Raw genomic sequence first — 18259 nt, 5'->3', positions numbered from 1 at the left:
AATCAATTGCAAAAGTAAGGCTTTTTTACAGCAAATCAGAATCTTCTTTCAACTGGTTCAGGATCATGCTCAACGCAGCACTGGCAGAACGTTCAATATTCTGTAATCTTTTATTCCCGAAATGAAATAATTTAGCGGTTACTTTTTCTTTGCTGGCCACTGCTATCCAGACAGTTCCAACAGGCTTTTCGGCTGTTCCACCGTCTGGTCCGGCAATGCCGCTAACGGCAACACTATAGTCTGTATTAAAATGTGAAATTGCACCCGAAGCCATTTCTTTTACTGTCTGTTCACTTACTGCACCATAGGTAGCCAGGGTTTTTTCCTGAACACCTAAAATCGACTCTTTAAGTTCATAAGAATAGGCTACTGCACCACCTGCAAAAACTGAAGAGCTGCCGGCATGTTTCGTGATCAGGTGGGCAATATAACCACCAGTACAACTTTCAGCGGTAGAAAGGGTTAATCCCTTTTTATCCATTACATCCAGAATAGCTTTCTCCAAAGCAATATCATCTTCTGCTACTACATATTCTTTCAGACGGGTGATGATCTGCTGTGCATAAACTGCTACTTCTTCTTTCAGCTTTGCCTCATCAGTCCCGCTTGTACTTAGGCGTAAACGTACCTGCCCAAGCTTAGGTAAATAAGCCAGTTTAATAGAAGAAGGTAAACTATCTTCGATATCAGCGATCTTTTCAGCAAGGAAAGATTCACCCAGATTGGCTGTTAAGATCGTTTTATGATAGATAAATGGAAGTTCAAATGATTTTTTAAGCCTTGGCAGGATCTCATCCTCCATCAGGTACATCATTTCAAATGGCACCCCGGGCATGGAAACAATAATATTTTCATCGTGGTCAAACCACATACACGGAGCTGTTCCATTTTTATTCTGGATCACCGTGCAACCATCAGGTACATCGGCCTGTTTGATATTTGACTCAATCATCGGACGGTTATAACGTTTAAAAAACGATTCTACCTGTTCCAGTACCGCGGCATCCCTTCGCATTCCCATATTAAAATAACGGGCAAGGGTAAACTTAGTGATATCATCCTTTGTTGGTCCGAGCCCACCTGTAATCAGGATGATACGGGCCCTTTTCTCCGCCTGAGTTAAGGCTTCAATAATATGATCAGCATCATCAGAAACAGAAGTGATTTGCTTGACTTTAACGCCAATCTCATTCAGCTTTTTGGCCATCCAGGCAGAATTAGTGTCTACAATCTGGCCAATTAATATTTCATCCCCTATCGTTATAATTTCAGCTAACATAAAAATCTTTAAAAACGTGTATAATAAGCCTGTTGCTTGCTCAGTTTCAAATCCTGCAGGATAGATGCCTTCACCCTGATGGTTAGGTTATAACTTCTGTAGGTACCAATCGGAATCCAGTTGATACTCATATCCCAGCAGTGCATATCCCTGTATATCGCAAATGAAGTTGGCGATAATCCATTCGTTTGAAAGTCATATCCAGATGTAAACTGCACCTTCCACTTGGGGGTCATATTTAAATCCCCGTTAAAGTTCAGCGTATTGGTTAAGGTTGGTGTAAGCCCCGCATCCGTTCGTGTATAATCTAAACGATAAGAAAAAGTAAAGTTCCAAGGAATTTTAAAATCCACAAAAGCATTGGGATCTGCATTTACTTCTCTCAGCTGTTCGGCCTGTTCCGGTGTCATCCCGCTTGATGTACTTTTATTATTTACAGCATCCAGCTTGTCATTCCTAGCCTTAAATGCTGCAGCATTTAAACTATATCCAAACGAGAAACCAAAACTGGTTAACCTTGGTATCGCTAATCTGTCTTTCAATACCTTTGTTGGGTCTGTGGCACCATTATAAAGGGTATCTTTTGTTTTGTAAGGATTAAACGACCCATTATAAGTAAAACCCAGTTTATCCGTAAATTGTGACCTTCCGCTAAAAGCGATATCAGAAAGTTTATAACTTGGCGCCAGGAAGTTATAGGAACCGCTAAAACTTAAACCTTGGATAATAGGAATTTTTTTAGTCCCTGTACCCGTAGTATCTTTGGCAGAGGCCACCTTTGCTTCTACCGTATTGTCTAACCCAAAACTGATACTTCCTGCCTGTCCTTCACCGGGACCGCCATATAAAGTATTATCGTGTATTGAATAGCGTTTTTGTCTGCCATAGATAGGATCATAAACCGCGGAACCATCCTGGTAGAATAAATTTTTATAGTTACCCAAAGATAAAGCAGAGAAATCCGGGTGGTAACTCATATTGATATTTGGGGTCATTACCCAGCGCAGTGCTTTCAATTTAGCACCATTGAACTGCGCAGTATTATATATTTTGGTAGAAACACCCATATTCAGCGTATACTCTCCGGAACGGTTAAATCCGTTTACCGTATCTATCGCCGTAGTGTAAGGCTGTACCTGGCCATTTTTCAGCACCCCTTTTATCGCGGTTTCCCTTACCGACTGGAACTGCCATTTCTCCAGGTAGGTACCTCCCATGGTAAAGTTGAAATAATGTAGCGCGGTAAAGTTAAGGCTGACTGGAATAGTCTGGCTAACGCCATTTCTAAGCTGGTTTAAACTATGCTTGGTAAACAACAAACTATCTACAGTTGATATAGAGTTAGCCGCCACCATACTATATCCAACAGTAAGCTTTTGATACCATTTTTGCGGCCCTATCCTGGTTTTAGAATCAAAAGGACTAAAAGAAGTCATGTTTAAGGTAAGGTTAGGCAAGGTGATATCCACCGATTTTGTATTTGTATTTTGTGATGTAAGTCCCGAAGCAGTAAAATTGAACATCCCATCCCCAAATACTTTTCCATAGTTAACACTTGAAGACAATGCATTTTCTGTAATCGCATTAAAGTTGTTGGTTCCTCCGCCCGCTGTATTGGTGTTATATGCACTGGTTTTGATGTTTACACTTGAACTAAAAGTAGTTCCCGGATTGGCATTTGCATTCTGCGTATGCACCCACTGGATACTATAATCTTTTCTTGGTGTATATTCTGGAGTCCCCTCTACCCCGTAACGGTTACTTTCATAATCGATTTTAATACTTCCATTATATTTGTAACGCGTGGTATAATTTGAGGTGATAGAGGTACCATAAGAACCCCTGGTATAATAGGTACCTAACACTTTAGCATCCCAGTAATCATTGAGGATCAGGTAATACCCACCATTCTGAAAATAAAATCCTCTGGTTGCATCATCACCTACTGAAGGAATAATGACTCCTGAAGTCCGCTTATTGGGTTTTGGAAAAAAGGCAAAAGGCAAACCAAGTGGAAGAGGAATATCCTCTATTTTCAAATAAACCGGGCCTGTAATAATTTGTTTATTGGTAACGATACCTTTGGTGATAAAAAGGCCATAGTGAGGATGCGGCAGGTTACAGGTACTGTAAGTTACCCCCTTGATATCAATATCATTATCTGGCTGCCTCTTACTTTGCCCGCCAGAGAAAAACCCTCCTTCCTGTTCAGAAAAAGTATTAAATACCCTTCCCTTGCCCGACTTAATATTGTAATACAATGAATCAGCTACGGATGTCCCCTCCTTACCCATCTTAAAGATTGGCTTTCCTACATATTTATTTCTATTATCTTTCCTGCCACTAGAAAACATAATATTGGTTTTCGAGTTATATTCTATATAATCGGCATCCAGCTCAAAAGTCTGATAGGTCACCCTTGCCTTACCGTACAAATAGATAATACTATGATCTTTACTGTATTTGGTAGAATCCTCGGCAGAATATTCTATTTTTTCATCTGCTGGTTTTACGATTTTCTTTTTAGTGGTATCAGAGGCGCCTTTCTTAGTAGTATCAGTAACTCCTTTTAGCTTGGAATCCTTTAGTTTTTTAGTCTTGATCTTTGTGGTGTCCTGCTGCTGTATCATCTGCATTTTGTAAAATACAGATGAGGCAAATGCAGAATTACCCGCAGATACCAGTAAAACGATAAAACTTAGAAAAATAGCAGTCCTTAAATATTTCAAATTCGTGTGTGAATGTAACAAAGGTGTCGTCTTTAACCCAAAACGCTCAAAATTAATGAAAAATATAGCATTGCCGGGAGCAAATTCAGTTTTAACATAATATATTTAACACTCTTACCGTAAGATACAGATTAACAATATATTATATGTAATAAATAATTTTTACAGGTCTTTATTTTAACATATCTGGCCGGCTTTCTTTCTATAGATCTGACTGTCAAAGTTAAAGCGCTTCAATGATTTCAAGCAATTCATTAAAAAAATTTTATTATACTATCTTTGTGGTCAAATAAGCACGCTGATTAGAAGAATATTACCGGTAAAGAGTAATATTTGACAGATTAAAAGCGGCTTTGAATAAAAGATTTTGTTCAGCTAAGCCGGCAAAAAAATCAATATATGATCAACAATAAAAACAAAAATTAATGAACCTCAAAAGATTTGTATTCCTATGTTCTATTTTATTGACATTCAGTTCAAGGAGCGTTTTCTCTCAGGGGTATAAAGTAAAAACTATTGTTATTGATGCCGGTCATGGCGGTGATAAGCCAGGAGCGGCGGGATCTTACTCTCTTGAAAAAAATATAGCCTTGCAGGTTGCACTTAAACTAGGCAGGAAATTTGAAGAGGACATGCCGGATGTAAAGATCCTTTACACCCGTAAAACGGATACAGATGTTTCCTTATACAGACGTGCAGAAATTGCCAATAATGCCAAAGCCGACCTGTTTATTGCTATCCATTGCAATTCTATGCCTGATACAAGGGCCGTTACGGGATATTCAAAAAAACATGGCAAAAAAATTCCTAAGTATAGTTATGTAAAAGATAAGTCTACCAGCGGTACGGAAACCTTCGTTGCAGGAAGCCACAGGCTGAATGAGCAGGATGGTGCCATCAGGGAAAACGCCGATATCAGCCTTGAAAAGGACTATAAAAAGAATTATGATGGATATGATCCGAAGGATCCTGAAACATTTATTATATTATCTTTGTTTAAGAACACATACAGGGATAAAAGCCTTAAATTAGCCAGGCTGATCCAGAACAACTACACCCATGATAACCATCGCGGAAACAGGGGTGTAAAAGAACAGGGAATTTTGGTATTGCAAAGATGCGGACTACCTTCTGTACTGACTGAAATAGGATTTATATCTAATCCCGTTGAAGAAGATTACATGAATTCGGCAAGCGGACAGGCAGAAATTGTGAACGCAATTTTTAAGGCCGTAAAAACATACAAGAGAGAAACAGAAGTAAATTAAGTAAAACCACAGCATAAGTGAAAATAACAAACGAAACCAAAGTAGGCATATTAGCATCCTGTTCTATCGCCTTATTAATTATAGGATACAACTTCCTGAAAGGTAATGCCATATTTTCAAGTGAAACCGTCTTGTATGCAAGATATACGCATGTTGATGGTCTTGCAGTCTCCAAACCAGTGCTGATTAATGGTTTCCAGATTGGCCGTGTAGATAAATTGGTGCTGCAGCCAAATGGTGAAATTGTGGCCACCCTAAAAATTAAAGGTAAGTATGACATTCCAAAAAGCAGTGTCGCCAGACTGGAAAGTACCGACCTTCTTGGAAGTAAAGCGATAGTAATGTCTTTGGGTACCGGAAAGGATTACGCCCAGGATGGTGATACGCTAAATTCCAATGTAGAGAAAAACCTGATGGAGGCCGTTCAGCCCGTACAGAAAAAAGCGGAACTGATCATCGGTAAAATGGATTCTATCCTAACCAGTGTAAACACCATATTGAATCCCAACTTCCAGAATAATGTCAACAAGAGTTTCAATAGTATCGCTGCTACTTTAGCTTCACTGGAAGGTACTTCCAAAAAAGTTGACGGCCTGGTTGGCACCGAAGGCAAAAGAATTTCTGCAATTCTTGCCAATGCCGAATCTATATCCGGTAACCTGAAAAACAACAATGAAAAGATCAATGCGATCTTAAATAATATCAATACGATCACCGATCAGGTTGCTGCAGCGAATTTTAAACAGACAATAGACAACGCCAATAAAGCAGTTGCTGATTTACAAAGTATAGTTACTAAAGTAAATGATGGCAAAGGAAGTTTAGGTTTACTGATTAACGACACAAAAATGTATGACAACCTGAATAACGCTTCAAAAAATCTGGATAACCTGCTGATTGACCTGAAAGCTAATCCGAAACGTTATGTACACTTCTCTGTATTTGGAGGAGGAGGGAAAGATAAGTAATATGCAGGTTGCTTAATCTTTTAGAGAAATAAAAAAAGGGGTGTGTTATATTCTTGCTGAAACCTTTGCTACGCAAAATTTCTAGGCAAGAATATAACACACCCCTTTTTTTATAGACCATCCCCGGGATTAATCATCCAGCATATAGGAAAGGGAAAACCAGCAGGGCGCATACCTGGCTGATGTAAAAAAAAGAATAAGAGAGTTATAAATAATATAGCTCTACAATATTATTTTGAATTCAAAAGAGATAGGCTATAGGCAAGCAGAATAACATTTTGTATTATGCCTGAAAAGTGAATCTTTAGATTTTATGGGTTGCAGGTAAGTTATACATCATGCAAGTACGCATCATGCTGGAGGATGTGAACCTTTAAACTTTATGGATTGTAAGTAAGTTGTACATCATGCAAGTATGCACCATGCTGGAGGAGTGAACCTTTAAACTTTATGAATTGTACGTAAGTTGTACATCATGCAAGTATGCACCATGCTGAAGAAGTGAACCTTTAAACTTTATGGATTGTATGTAAGTTGTACATCATGCAGGTATGCATCATGCTGGAGGAGTGAACCCTTAGATTTTCCTGGATTAAAATTATAATGTACCTGTTTTCTGACATGCATTCTTTTTTTCAAAGAATGAGGAAGAAAACAGGTACATTATAATTTTCCCCAGACAAACTCCTATATCGTGAACGTAACCCCTTCTAGAGCGAGCTCCGTATTCGGAAAAACACTTTCTGCTTCTTCCAGCAAAGGTATCAGCGTTTTGTAACGGGAAGAAAAATGCCCGATAACCAATTTATCTGCATTTACCGTTTTAGCCACCTCACCGGCCTGTAAAGCGGTTGTATGATGAGTCATATTGGCTCTTTCCAGCAACTCATGCAAAAAAGTTGCCTCGTGATATAACAAGGTACAATTGGTAAGACTATTCAGGTAACTGCCATCAGCCAGTGTGTCTGAACAATAGCAGTAACTTTTTGGGGTATCGGAATCAATGGTATAATCTGCGTTCAGGATGATCCTGCCGCCTGGCAAAGTTAAATCAAGGCCTTTTTTCAACAACTGATAATACTCCTGTGGAATGTGGTCTGCTTCCAGTTTCTCCACCAGGACTTTCCTTAAACGTTTTTTCTCTGTGAACTTAAATCCGGTAGTGGGGATACGATGGTTTAAAACAATGGTTTCTACACTCATGTCCTGGTTTTCAAAGATCACCCGGGAAACATCGGCTTCAATTGCTGTAAAAGCTATATCAAACCTTAGGTGGGTATCAGAATACTTAAACTGCATCTCCAGAATTTCGAGCAGAGGTGCCGGTGCAAAAAGCTGAAAAGGTTTGATACGTCCGTTCAGGTGCATGGTAGACAGCATACCTATCAGACCAAAATAGTGGTCGCCATGGAGATGGCTGATAAAAGCTGCATCTATCTTACTGGCCTTAATGCCAAATCTGATCATTTGCTGCTGGGTACCTTCCCCGCAGTCGATCAGGTAAAACTTCTCATTACAATTTAAAAGCTGTGCTGTTGGATTTCTGTTAAACACAGGAGTAGCGGAACTACTCCCTAAAATGGTAACCTCAAATTTCATTAATTTTCCTGATCAAAACTCCCTAACAACTCTTTCTCTATTTCTTCCATGAAAATCAGGTCCTCAGCCTCACTCAGGTTATTTACAATATTCAGCGACTGATCAAAAACAGACATGTCCAGTAATTCGGCAATGCAGGCTGCTACATTGGTCACCACAAACAAACCATTTGCCTGCTTACAGATTCTGTTCCCTACCAGTAAGCAGCTCAGATCCTGAGAATCATCACACGCTGTTACCAATGAAAGGTCAAGAACAATATTACAATACCCTTCAGTATTCAATAAAATGAATTCAGATTTCAGGCCTGGGGCATTATCTGCGGTCAGACGGCTTTCGTCAAGCCTGATGACAACATACTTCTCGTGTTTATCTACTGAAAATTTCATAAATTTATTGTTTGAGGATAACAAATTAAGAAATTAATTTGACAAAAGAGTATGCAGACTAGTTAAAACATTTTGTTCTACCCTATTCAAAATATCATCCTGATTATTCTTTATAAACTGGTCACCGGTTATCTGCTCATAGAGTTCAATATAACGCTCAGAAATAGAATCTACGATCTCGGGGGTCATTACAGGGATAGTTTGTCCATCTTTACCCTGAAAGCCATTCTCGATTAGCCATTTGCGGACAAACTCTTTTGAAAGCTGTTTTTGTGGTTCATTTTCTGCCTGGCGCTCTGCGTAACCTTCGGCATAAAAATAACGTGAAGAATCAGGTGTATGGATCTCGTCGATCAGGAAGATCTCCTCTCCCACCTTACCAAACTCATACTTTGTATCTACCAGGATCAGTCCGCGTTCTGCAGCCATTTCTGTTCCTCTTTTGTACAAGGCATAGGTATAATTTTCCAGTTTATCATAATCCAGGATGGAAACGATACCCTTTGCCAAAATATCTTCTCTTGAAATATCTTCATCATGCCCAACGCTTGCTTTAGTAGTTGGTGTGATGATTGGATGAGGTAATTGATCGTTTTCCTTTAAGCCTTCAGGAAGTGTTACACCGCAAACGCTGCGTTTACCTTCACTGTATTCTCTCCAGGCATGTCCGGCCAGGTAACCCCTGATCACCATTTCTACTTTGAACGGCTCACAGATCCTGCCTATGGTAACCATTTCATCGGGCACAGCAATCACCCAGTTGGGAACAATATCGGCTGTGGCTTTCAAAAACTTGGCTCCAATCTGATTTAACACTTGTCCCTTATAAGGAATGGCCTCAGGCAATACTACGTCAAACGCAGAAATTCTGTCTGTTACCACCATCGCCATCAGGCGATGATCAATCGTATATACATCACGTACTTTCCCTTTATAAAAACTGCTCTGTTTTGGAAATTTAAAATTGGTTTCTTTTATTGCTCTCATGTTGCTGATGGATCACATCAATTGTTGTTTATAAATCACTGTATTGCGGAGGTTACTGTATATCTCCATATGCTTTTAAAATCCTTTTCACCAGCTGATGTCTTAACACATCTTCTCCGGTAAGATATATAATTTCTATACCAGGAATATCATCCAGAATGCGCAGGGCATTGTGTAAACCCGACATAGATTTTTTTGGTAAATCTATCTGTGTTACATCTCCTGTTACAATAAACTTTGCTGTTGGCCCCATACGGGTCAGGAACATTTTCAGCTGCAAATCTGTGGAATTTTGCGCTTCATCCAAAATTACGAAGCAGTTATCTAATGTCCGGCCACGCATAAATGCAAGAGGGGCAATTTCAATTGTTCTGTTCTCCAGGTACAATTTCAGTTTCTCAGCAGGTATCATGTCATCCAGGGCATCATATAGCGGACGAAGGTAAGGATCTACCTTTTCCTTCAAATCTCCTGGCAGGAAGCCTAAACTCTCTCCGGCTTCTACAGCGGGCCTGGTTAAGATGATCCTTTTAATTTCTTTATTCTTCAATGCCCTTACAGCCAGCGCTACTGCGGTGTAGGTTTTCCCCGTTCCGGCAGGACCAATGGCGAATATCACATCGTTTTTTACAATACTGTCAACCATCCGGCGCTGATTAGCTGTTCTGGCTTTGATCATTGCACCGTTATTCCCAAAAACGATCACCTCTCCACCGCCGCCATTCACCTTTTCAGGAGCTGCACCATTAGATTCGGCAATATTTTTTATGGCTAAGATCGACTCTATATCACTTGATTTAAGTGAACCATATTGCTCCAGCTGCGCAACCAGTTTTCCAAACTTCTTATCGAAGAGTTTTTGCTCTGCTTCGTCACCTAACACTTTAACCTCGTTGCCTCTGGCAACAATTTTAAGCTTGGGAAATGCACGTTTGATCAACTCATAATGTTCATTATTTGAACCCCAGAATTGTGCCGGATCTACTGTTTCTAATGTTAGTTTAAGTTCGTTCAAAATATTGTTTTTTAGATAGAAGTGTATATTTTGATATAAAAATTGAATATTTGTAGGCGCTAAGCCACTTACGCAAGAATAAGAATAAATATTCAATTTTTAATGGCCATTATCACTTTAACCACAGATTTAGGTTCTAAAGATTTTTATCAGGCTGCACTAAAAGGCAGTATCCTGACGATCTTACCTACGGCCACTATTGTTGACATTACCCACGAAGTTCCCTCCTTCAATATCTCTTATGCAGCCTTCGTTTTGAAGAATGTATACCATTATTTTCCTAAAGGTACTGTGCACCTGATAGGTATAGATTCTGTGTTCAGCGAAAACACAAAATATGTGGGATTAAAATATCACGACCATTATTTTGTAGGCGCAGACAATGGGATATTTTCCCTCCTGTTTGATGGCAAACCTGATGAAATTGTAGAACTAAATATTATGCAGGATTTGAAATATCTTCACTTTCCGCTGGTAGATATTTTTGTCAAAGCAGCCATTCACCTGGCCAAAGGCGGAAAGCTAAAAGACATTGGTATCCCTACCGATGGTATTGAAGAAAGAATGCTGCTTAACCCGGTTATTGAACCAGACATGATCCGCGGTAGTGTGATCTATATCGATACTTTTTGTAACGTCATCACCAATATCACCAAAGAACTTTTCACCAAGGTACAGCGCAACAGGGACTTTACCCTTTTTTTTAGAAAAAGTGAAACCATTACTCAGCTCAGCTGGCATTATAATGAAGTGCCCGAAGGGGAAAAGCTATGTCTGTTTGGCATCAGTAACCACCTGGAAATTGCGATTAATAAAGGAAAAGCCAGTGGACTGCTCGGTTTACACCTGAGTGATATCGTCCGGATACAGTTTCATTCCTGATCCAGCTTCTAATTTATCAATGAAACAGGATAAGGCATACAATTTGCTTCACCTCAAAAAAGAATTACAATGATTAGATTTTTGCTCTTATTGATAGGTCTGGGTTATGGGTTTAACACCATGGCTGCACAAACCGATACTTCAGCTTATCAAACACAACGTTTCAAAATAAATGGCCTGCTCGCAGAACGAAGTGCCAAATTCGGGCAATATGAACTAAGCCTGGCTGCTAGAACAGGGATATTCGGCTTACAGACCAAAAGTGATATCAGAAATTCGAGTGAAATATTAAGACAGGTTATCCTCAGTGACAACAATATCTTCCGCGAACTGAAGATCCTGATGGATTACAAAGACCAGGAAGTACAGCAGGTGCAGAATAATGCTAGCAACACCAGCAAAAGAATGGAGGGTTACATGCTGACCATCAAAAGGCTGCAGGCACAAAATGATGAACTCAAAGCGAAGGAAGCTCAGGTAAACATTAAAACAGATACCAGCACCTATATCATCATCGTTTTAATCCTGATTATTGTCATAGGTGGTATTTTCTTCTTCAATAAACTGAAAAAGAAATAGTAGCGCCTTTCACCTGAGCCAATTTAGTCATTCAATATTAGTTCTCCAGTAAATCTGCTGTAATCAAACTCCCCTGCTTAAACCAATCTGCTCCCGTTACAAAGACAATGCTCTCGTTAGGATACACATCATTAAAAGAGAACAAAATATCTGCAAGAAACTCTTTTAAAGCAGGCTCGTGAAAACATTCTTCAGGATTTATTTCAACATACCACGCGTCAGACAGTTGATGAAATTCAATCCGGCACCAAATATGACTAAATGATAAAATCAATTCTGCCATTTTTTCCTCTATAAATTCTTTAGGAGTTTTCATAAGATTTAAATTCTCTTCTATAATTACTTTAATGCAATAATACGCATACTTTATGTAAATGCAAATTTTTATATAATTTATTTTCTTTAAAAAACAACATAAGTTCTCTTAAAGAATTTTATCATACATTATAAAGGGCTTTATATAAAAAAAGGTTTAAGGACATTTAAATCCTTAAACCTTTTTGTGGTTTCAATACAATTTTTTAAGCAAATACAGCTTCGCTGACTCTATTGAATGGTATATCTATTTCTTAAAATGAGCAATGATCAATGAAGCTAATTCTTCACCAATACGCTCTTGCGCTTCGTTTGTAGCTGCACCAATATGCGGTGTTAAAGATATTTTAGCATGCTCTAAAATAGCCTTCAAAGGTGTCGGCTCATTATCAAACACGTCCAGACCTGCAAAGGCCAGTTTGCCGCTATCTAAGGCATTAATTAACGCCTGCTCATCAATCGTACCACCTCTTGAACAATTCACTACACCTACTCCTGGTTTCATCTGATCAAATTCAGCTGCACCCAAAATAGGTTTGTCTGCAAAAGGAGTATGCAAAGTAATAAAATCACAATTTGAAATTACTTCTTCCAGAGAGACAGTTTTAACCGGGATATCCAGGCTCAGGTCCCCCTGAAATTTCAACGTAATAGCACCTTCAAAAGGATAAAGGTCATAAGCTAATACATTCATACCTAAACCCAAAGCTACAGAAGCTGTAGCACGTCCAATTCTGCCGAAACCGATAATACCTAAAGTTTTGCCTTTCAGCTCTATACCTTTAGCATAATCTTTTTTTAGTTTATTGAATTTGGTATCACCTTCAACAGGCATTTTACGGTTGGAATCCTGTAAAAAACGGACACCGGTAAATAAATGTGCAAATACCAGTTCTGCAACCGATAAGGACGATGCTGCAGGGGTATTTACTACAGCAAGACCTTTTTCACGGGCATACTCCACATCAATATTATCCATTCCTACGCCGCCTCTGCCAATCAATTTTAAATTAGGACAGGCATCAATCACATCCTGACGTACTTTTGTCGCACTTCTAACCGTGATGGCATCATAGTTTTGCAGGGCTTCAATTAATTTATCCTGAGCAACAGTTTCTGTATCTACAATAAAACCGGCTTCTTCTAATAATCGTTTTCCGATAGGGTCTATCCCATCGTTTGCAAGTATCTTAATCATTAAATTTTATTTTTGGTGTTTCTCTGCAAAAATCTGCATCAATTCCACTAAGGTATGTACACTTGTAATTGGCAATGCATTGTAGATAGAGGCTCTGAACCCACCTACACTTCTGTGTCCCTTAATTCCTTCTATTCCGTTTTCTTCTGCAAATTTCAGGAATGGTTTTTCCAATTCAGGATTTTCCATTACAAAACATACATTCATTCTTGAACGGTCTTCAACCGCACAGGTACCTTTAAACAAGGGGTTTCTGTCGATCTCAGCATATAAAGCTCTCGCTTTAGCAATATTTTCTTTTTCGATTTCCGCTACGCCGCCTTTAGATTTTAACCATCTCAGGTTCAGCATGGCTACATAAATAGCAAATACTGGAGGTGTATTGTACATTGATCCGCCGTCGATATGCTCTTTGTAATTCAGCATCGAAGGGATCTTGTTGGTAGTTTTACCTAAGATCTCATCTTTAATGATCACCACAGTAGAACCGGCAGGGCCGATATTTTTCTGTGCACCGGCATAGATCAGGTCATATTTGGAAACATCAATCACCCTGCTCATGATATCAGAAGACATGTCGCAAACTACAGGGATTTTAGTTTCAGGAAGGTTGAATACTTCAGTTCCGTAAATGGTATTGTTTGATGTAAAATGGAAATAAGCACTATCCTCAGGAATAGCATAATCCTTAGGGATATAAGTAAAGTTAGCATCCTTTGAAGAAGCTACAATTTGAGCCGTTCCAAAGTTTTTTACTTCCTTAATTGCCTTATTGGCCCACACTCCGGTTTCCAGGTAACTTGCAGTTTTTCCTTCGCTCAATAAATTCATTGGAACCATGGCAAACTGCAAACTTGCACCACCCTGTAAAAACAATACAGAGTAACCTTCAGGTACATTTAACAATTCTTTAACTAGTTTAACAGCCTCCGCTACAACTGCCTCAAACTCAGGGGTACGATGTGAAATTTCCAGTATCGATAAGCCGTCTTTAAAATCTAAAACAGCCTGTGATGCCTGTTTAAATACTTCCTGAGGTAGAATGCAGGGACCTGCTCCAAAATTGTGTCTCATTTTTTATGGTTATTTATTGGTTGTAAATCTAATTGTTTTATCGAATTATTAGCCGGTTTTTTGAAATTATCTACTGAATGAATAGAGCTTATATACTATTGATCGCAGAGGCAGAAAGATTTTTCATAGAAGAAATCATTTCCTTTGGTGATGGTGCAGCAAACACGGCATTTCCTGCTACCAGAACATTGGCACCGGCACTGCTCAAAGCAGCGGTATTGTGCAGTCCTACCCCGCCGTCAACTTCTATTAACAATTCGGGATTAACCTGATGGGCCATGGCCCGCAGGCGTGCTATTTTAGACAGGGTGTTATGAATAAACTGCTGACCGCCAAAACCGGGGTTAACAGACATTACCAGCACCATATCCAGATCGGAAAGAATATCGGTAAGCAATTCTACAGGTGTATGCGGGTTGAGCGCCACACAAGCTTTAGCGCCGGCTTCGTGGATAGACTGTATCGTTTTATGTAAATGCGGACAAGCTTCGTAATGTACCGTAATTGAATAGGCGCCAGCTGCTGCAAAACGTTCTATATAACGCTCCGGCTCAACGATCATCAGATGAACGTCCAGGGGTTTGGTGGCGTATTTCTTTATCGCTTCCATTACCGGAAAACCAAATGAAATATTAGGTACAAATACACCGTCCATAATATCTACATGAAACCAATCCGCTTCGCTGGAATTTAACATTTCTACGTCGCGTTGTAAATTGGCAAAATCTGCAGAGAGTACTGAAGGGGCAATCAGGTGTTTCATGTGTTTGAGTTATATTTTCAAATAGACAGGCCTTTCGGTCATGCGCTGTTGAGAGAGTAAATATAAAAAAATAACCTATTTTAAAACAAAAAACCCCGCATAATGCGGGGTTTGTGACAATTAATTAAGCAGGTTTGTTTTCCTGGGCACCTTCCGGTTTAGCGGGGCGGGGCAGTAAAGCTTTTCTTGAAAGCTTCATTTTACCTTGCTTATCTATATCTAATAATTTAACCTGGATCTTGTCGCCTTCTTTAAGCACGCCATCCATAGTCTCTAAACGTTCCCATGCAATCTCAGAGATGTGCAGCAAACCATCTTTACCTGGCATGATCTCAACAAATGCACCAAATGGCATAATTGATTTCACTTTACCATCATAAGTTGCACCTATGTCTGGTTTTGCAGCGATAGCGTTGATACGTTTAACAGCAGCATCAATAGCAGCTTTGTTATCAGCGAAGATCTCAACGATACCCTTGTTACCTACCTCTTCAATAGAGATCGATGCGCCGGTTTCACGTTGCATTTCCTGGATAATTTTACCGCCTGGGCCAATTACAGCACCTATGAATTCCTTGTCAATACTTAAAGATACGATACGCGGAGCGTGATCTTTGTAATCTTCACGTGGAGCAGCAATCGTTTTCTTCATCTCGTTTAAGATGTGTAAACGTGCTTCATTAGCTTGTTTCAGGGCAGCAGTTAATACTTCCCATTTCAAACCATTGATTTTTAAGTCCATCTGACAAGCTACGATACCTTTTTCAGTACCTGTAACCTTGAAGTCCATATCACCTAAGTGATCTTCATCACCTAAGATATCGGTAAGGATAGCATATTTACCAGTTTTCTCATCAGTAATTAATCCCATTGCAATTCCTGATACAGGAGCTTTGATTTTAATACCAGCATCCATTAGTGCCAGTGTACCAGCACAAACAGTAGCCATTGAAGAAGAACCGTTAGATTCAAGGATATCAGAAACGATACGGATAGTATATGGATTTTCTTCCAGTCCTGGTAAAACTTTACGTAAGGAACGCATAGCTAAGTTACCATGACCAATTTCACGACGGCCAGCACCTCTGTTAGGACGAACCTCACCAGTAGAGAAACCAGGGAAGTTATAATGTAACAGGAATTTGTTGTATCCATTGATGAAAGCACCATCAATCATTTGCTCATCATCTTTAGAACCTAAAGTAACGGTAGTTAAAGATTGAGTTTCACCACGGGTGAATACTGCAGAACCGTGTGCAGAAGGTAAATAACCCACTTCACTCCAGATCGGACGAACAGTACGTACATCACGGCCGTCTAAACGCATACCTTCATCTAATACCAGATTACGGATAGCATCATACTGCACATCGTGGAAATATTTTTTAGCTAAGAAACCAGTAACGTCATCAACGTTTTCACCTAGTGTAGCGATGTAATCCATTAAGATCTCACCGAATTTATCACCACGTTCGCTTTTTGACGTCTGGCTTTTTGCTACAGCATATACTTTATCATAAGTAGCAGCAAAAACAGATTCTCTCAACTCAAGATCACTGTTTTCATGAGAATACTCACGTTTTTTAGTTTTACCAACCGCTTCAGCAAGTTCTTTCTGAACTTTAACCTGAACAACGATTGCTTTGTGTGCAAATTCAATTGCTTCAACCATTTCTTCTTCAGAAATCTCGTCAGCTTCGCCTTCCACCATCACGATATCATTTTCAGTACCGGCAACAAGGAATTCTAAAGTAGCACGTTCTAAATCGCTTACATAAGGATTAATGACTAATTTACCATCAATTTTTGCTACACGAACTTCAGAGATCGGACCATTAAAAGGAATATCAGAAACAGCGATAGCAGCTGAAGCAGCTAAACCAGCCAGTGAATCTGGAGTGATATTCTTATCAGAAGAGATCAACGTGATCATTACCTGAGTATCAGAGTGATAATCTTCAGGGAACATTGGGCGTAAAGCACGGTCAACCAAACGTGAAATTAAAACTTCATAATCTGATAATCTAGCTTCACGACGTAAAAAACCTCCAGGGATACGGCCTGCGGCAGCATATTTCTCCTGGTAATCTACAGATAATGGTAAAAAGTCAACACCAGATTTAGCACCTACTGTAGATACTACAGTTGCCAATAACATGGTATCTCCCATTCTTACCACAACAGCGCCATCAGCTTGTTTAGCTAATTTGCCTGTTTCAATTTCAATTGTTCTTCCATCGCCCAGATCGAACGATTTTTTTATTACATTCATTTACAATAATTTGCGGTGTGTTTTCCTCTTTCTCCACACCAGATTTATATAGACTTATTTATTTCTCAAAGTAAAAAAGCCATCCTTAAGAATGGCTTTTCCTGATATTATTACGCTTATTTACTGTCTCTCGAACCTAATGGTTTGATAATATCTCTCAAGCCTAAAGCTTTGATGATAGCACGGTAGCGGTTGATATCTGTTTTAAATAGATATGCCAGGATACCGCGGCGTTTACCTACTAATTTTTGAAGAGATAACTGAGTAGAGAAATCTTTACGATTTTTCTTTAAGTGTTCTGTTAAGTGTGCGATGCGGTATGTGAATAACGCTACCTGACCTTCTGCAGAACCTGTGTTAGTTTCTACTTCGCCGTGTTTTTTGAAAATGTCGGCTTTTACTTCTTTACTTAAATACATTGCTTGAATTATACTAAAGTGTATATGGATTAATTAATTGAGCGCAAAGATAGTTTAAGTTTTACTGATAAACAAATATCAAAACTTTACTTTTGCAGAATGGAAAAGAACCAGTATAGCATATTTGAAACCGAATTACGGGTAAGGCCAGACGATATAGACATGTTCCATCATGTCCATAACAGCAAATATTTCGATTATGTGCTGGCGGCACGTTACGAGCAGATGGATAAGTTTTATAATATGTCGATGGAATCCTTCCTGGAAAGCGGTTTTGGCTGGGTAGTGCGCACAGCTTATGTTGATTATAAAAGGCCGCTCATAATGGGCGACCTGATCAGGATTCGTACCGGCATACTCACCATAAATGAAAAAGGATGCCGCGTTCAGTTTGAAATAGAAAACGTCCGTACTCGTAAAATAGCGGCAGACGGGTGGTTTGATTATGTAATGATAGACACTAATACTGGTAAGGGATGTAAAGTGAATGAAACCATGATCACTGCCTACAGTATATAAAAAT

The 18259-nt window shown here is 39.2% G+C and carries 17 protein-coding genes; 5 read left to right on the top strand and 12 right to left on the bottom strand.

Translation table 11 applies throughout. From position 1 onward, the window contains the following. Nucleotides 1-25 precede the first annotated feature (25 nt). Complete coding sequence (locus tag GSQ84_RS23825; RefSeq protein WP_158799884.1) at nt 26-1279, bottom strand: competence/damage-inducible protein A; 1254 nt, start codon at nt 1277-1279, stop codon at nt 26-28. A gap of 8 nt (nt 1280-1287) precedes the next feature. Further along, the gene (locus GSQ84_RS23820; RefSeq protein WP_158799883.1) at nt 1288-4008 is read right to left on the bottom strand and encodes a putative LPS assembly protein LptD; all 2721 of its coding nucleotides are present in this window, start codon (nt 4006-4008) and stop codon (nt 1288-1290) included. Nucleotides 4009-4433: 425 nt separating this feature from the next. On the opposite strand from GSQ84_RS23820, the gene GSQ84_RS23815 reads away from it, so the two are divergent. Together GSQ84_RS23815 and GSQ84_RS23810 are read left to right on the top strand one after the other, a co-directional pair. After that, nucleotides 4434-5276, top strand: coding sequence for an N-acetylmuramoyl-L-alanine amidase (locus tag GSQ84_RS23815; protein ID WP_158799882.1), 843 nt, complete (start codon nt 4434-4436; stop codon nt 5274-5276). Between the two features lie 17 nt (nt 5277-5293). Next, a complete protein-coding gene (locus GSQ84_RS23810) occupies nt 5294-6244 on the top strand; it encodes an MlaD family protein (RefSeq protein WP_158799881.1) in 951 nt (316 codons plus the stop codon). A gap of 687 nt (nt 6245-6931) precedes the next feature. Here GSQ84_RS23810 and GSQ84_RS23805 read toward each other — a convergent pair. The 4 genes from GSQ84_RS23805 to GSQ84_RS23790 are packed head-to-tail and all read right to left on the bottom strand — an operon-like array spanning nt 6932 to nt 10234. Further along, nucleotides 6932-7843 carry a ribonuclease Z gene (locus GSQ84_RS23805; RefSeq protein WP_158799880.1) on the bottom strand — a complete coding sequence of 304 codons (912 nt, stop codon included), beginning with the start codon at nt 7841-7843 and terminating at the stop codon, nt 6932-6934. Continuing rightward, on the bottom strand, nt 7843-8232 hold the full coding sequence (locus tag GSQ84_RS23800) for an STAS domain-containing protein (RefSeq protein ID WP_158799879.1): 390 nt from the start codon (nt 8230-8232) through the stop codon (nt 7843-7845). Before GSQ84_RS23800 ends, GSQ84_RS23805 begins: the two co-directional genes overlap by 1 nt. Before the next feature lie 33 nt (nt 8233-8265). Then, on the bottom strand, nt 8266-9219 hold the full coding sequence (locus tag GSQ84_RS23795) for a phosphoribosylaminoimidazolesuccinocarboxamide synthase (protein WP_158799878.1): 954 nt from the start codon (nt 9217-9219) through the stop codon (nt 8266-8268). Between the two features lie 52 nt (nt 9220-9271). Continuing rightward, entirely contained in the window at nt 9272-10234 is a 963-nt protein-coding gene (locus GSQ84_RS23790) for a PhoH family protein (RefSeq protein ID WP_158799877.1), read from the bottom strand. Between the two features lie 102 nt (nt 10235-10336). On the opposite strand from GSQ84_RS23790, the gene GSQ84_RS23785 reads away from it, so the two are divergent. Together GSQ84_RS23785 and GSQ84_RS23780 are read left to right on the top strand one after the other, a co-directional pair. Beyond that, a complete protein-coding gene (locus GSQ84_RS23785; RefSeq protein ID WP_158799876.1) occupies nt 10337-11116 on the top strand; it encodes an S-adenosyl-l-methionine hydroxide adenosyltransferase family protein in 780 nt (259 codons plus the stop codon). Between the two features lie 69 nt (nt 11117-11185). Further along, nucleotides 11186-11695, top strand: a complete 510-nt coding sequence (locus GSQ84_RS23780) for a hypothetical protein (RefSeq protein WP_158799875.1) — start codon at nt 11186-11188, stop codon at nt 11693-11695. Nucleotides 11696-11732: 37 nt separating this feature from the next. Here GSQ84_RS23780 and GSQ84_RS23775 read toward each other — a convergent pair whose 3' ends face one another. The 6 genes from GSQ84_RS23775 to rpsO form a co-directional block, all read right to left on the bottom strand. Then, complete coding sequence (locus GSQ84_RS23775; RefSeq protein ID WP_158799874.1) at nt 11733-12011, bottom strand: hypothetical protein; 279 nt, start codon at nt 12009-12011, stop codon at nt 11733-11735. 246 nt (nt 12012-12257) lie between these two features. Further along, complete coding sequence (locus tag GSQ84_RS23770) at nt 12258-13208, bottom strand: D-2-hydroxyacid dehydrogenase (RefSeq protein WP_174238690.1); 951 nt, start codon at nt 13206-13208, stop codon at nt 12258-12260. A 6-nt stretch (nt 13209-13214) separates the two neighbouring features. Further along, nucleotides 13215-14282, bottom strand: a complete 1068-nt coding sequence (gene serC, locus GSQ84_RS23765; protein WP_158799873.1) for a 3-phosphoserine/phosphohydroxythreonine transaminase — start codon at nt 14280-14282, stop codon at nt 13215-13217. A gap of 88 nt (nt 14283-14370) precedes the next feature. Continuing rightward, nucleotides 14371-15045, bottom strand: coding sequence for a ribulose-phosphate 3-epimerase (gene rpe, locus GSQ84_RS23760; RefSeq protein WP_158799872.1), 675 nt, complete (start codon nt 15043-15045; stop codon nt 14371-14373). Between the two features lie 124 nt (nt 15046-15169). After that, nucleotides 15170-17317, bottom strand: a complete 2148-nt coding sequence (gene pnp, locus GSQ84_RS23755) for a polyribonucleotide nucleotidyltransferase (RefSeq protein WP_158799871.1) — start codon at nt 17315-17317, stop codon at nt 15170-15172. 116 nt (nt 17318-17433) lie between these two features. Continuing rightward, complete coding sequence (gene rpsO, locus GSQ84_RS23750; RefSeq protein ID WP_158799870.1) at nt 17434-17736, bottom strand: 30S ribosomal protein S15; 303 nt, start codon at nt 17734-17736, stop codon at nt 17434-17436. A 99-nt stretch (nt 17737-17835) separates the two neighbouring features. On the opposite strand from rpsO, the gene GSQ84_RS23745 reads away from it, so the two are divergent. After that, nucleotides 17836-18255, top strand: a complete 420-nt coding sequence (locus GSQ84_RS23745) for an acyl-CoA thioesterase (RefSeq protein WP_158799869.1) — start codon at nt 17836-17838, stop codon at nt 18253-18255. Nucleotides 18256-18259 lie beyond the last annotated feature (4 nt).

This window comes from Pedobacter sp. L105, assembly GCF_009765875.1.
In the GTDB taxonomy this organism is placed as follows: Bacteria; Bacteroidota; Bacteroidia; order Sphingobacteriales; family Sphingobacteriaceae; genus Pedobacter.
Note: the sequence above shows the minus strand (reverse complement) of the source record. Positions and strands in the feature narration are given on the sequence as shown.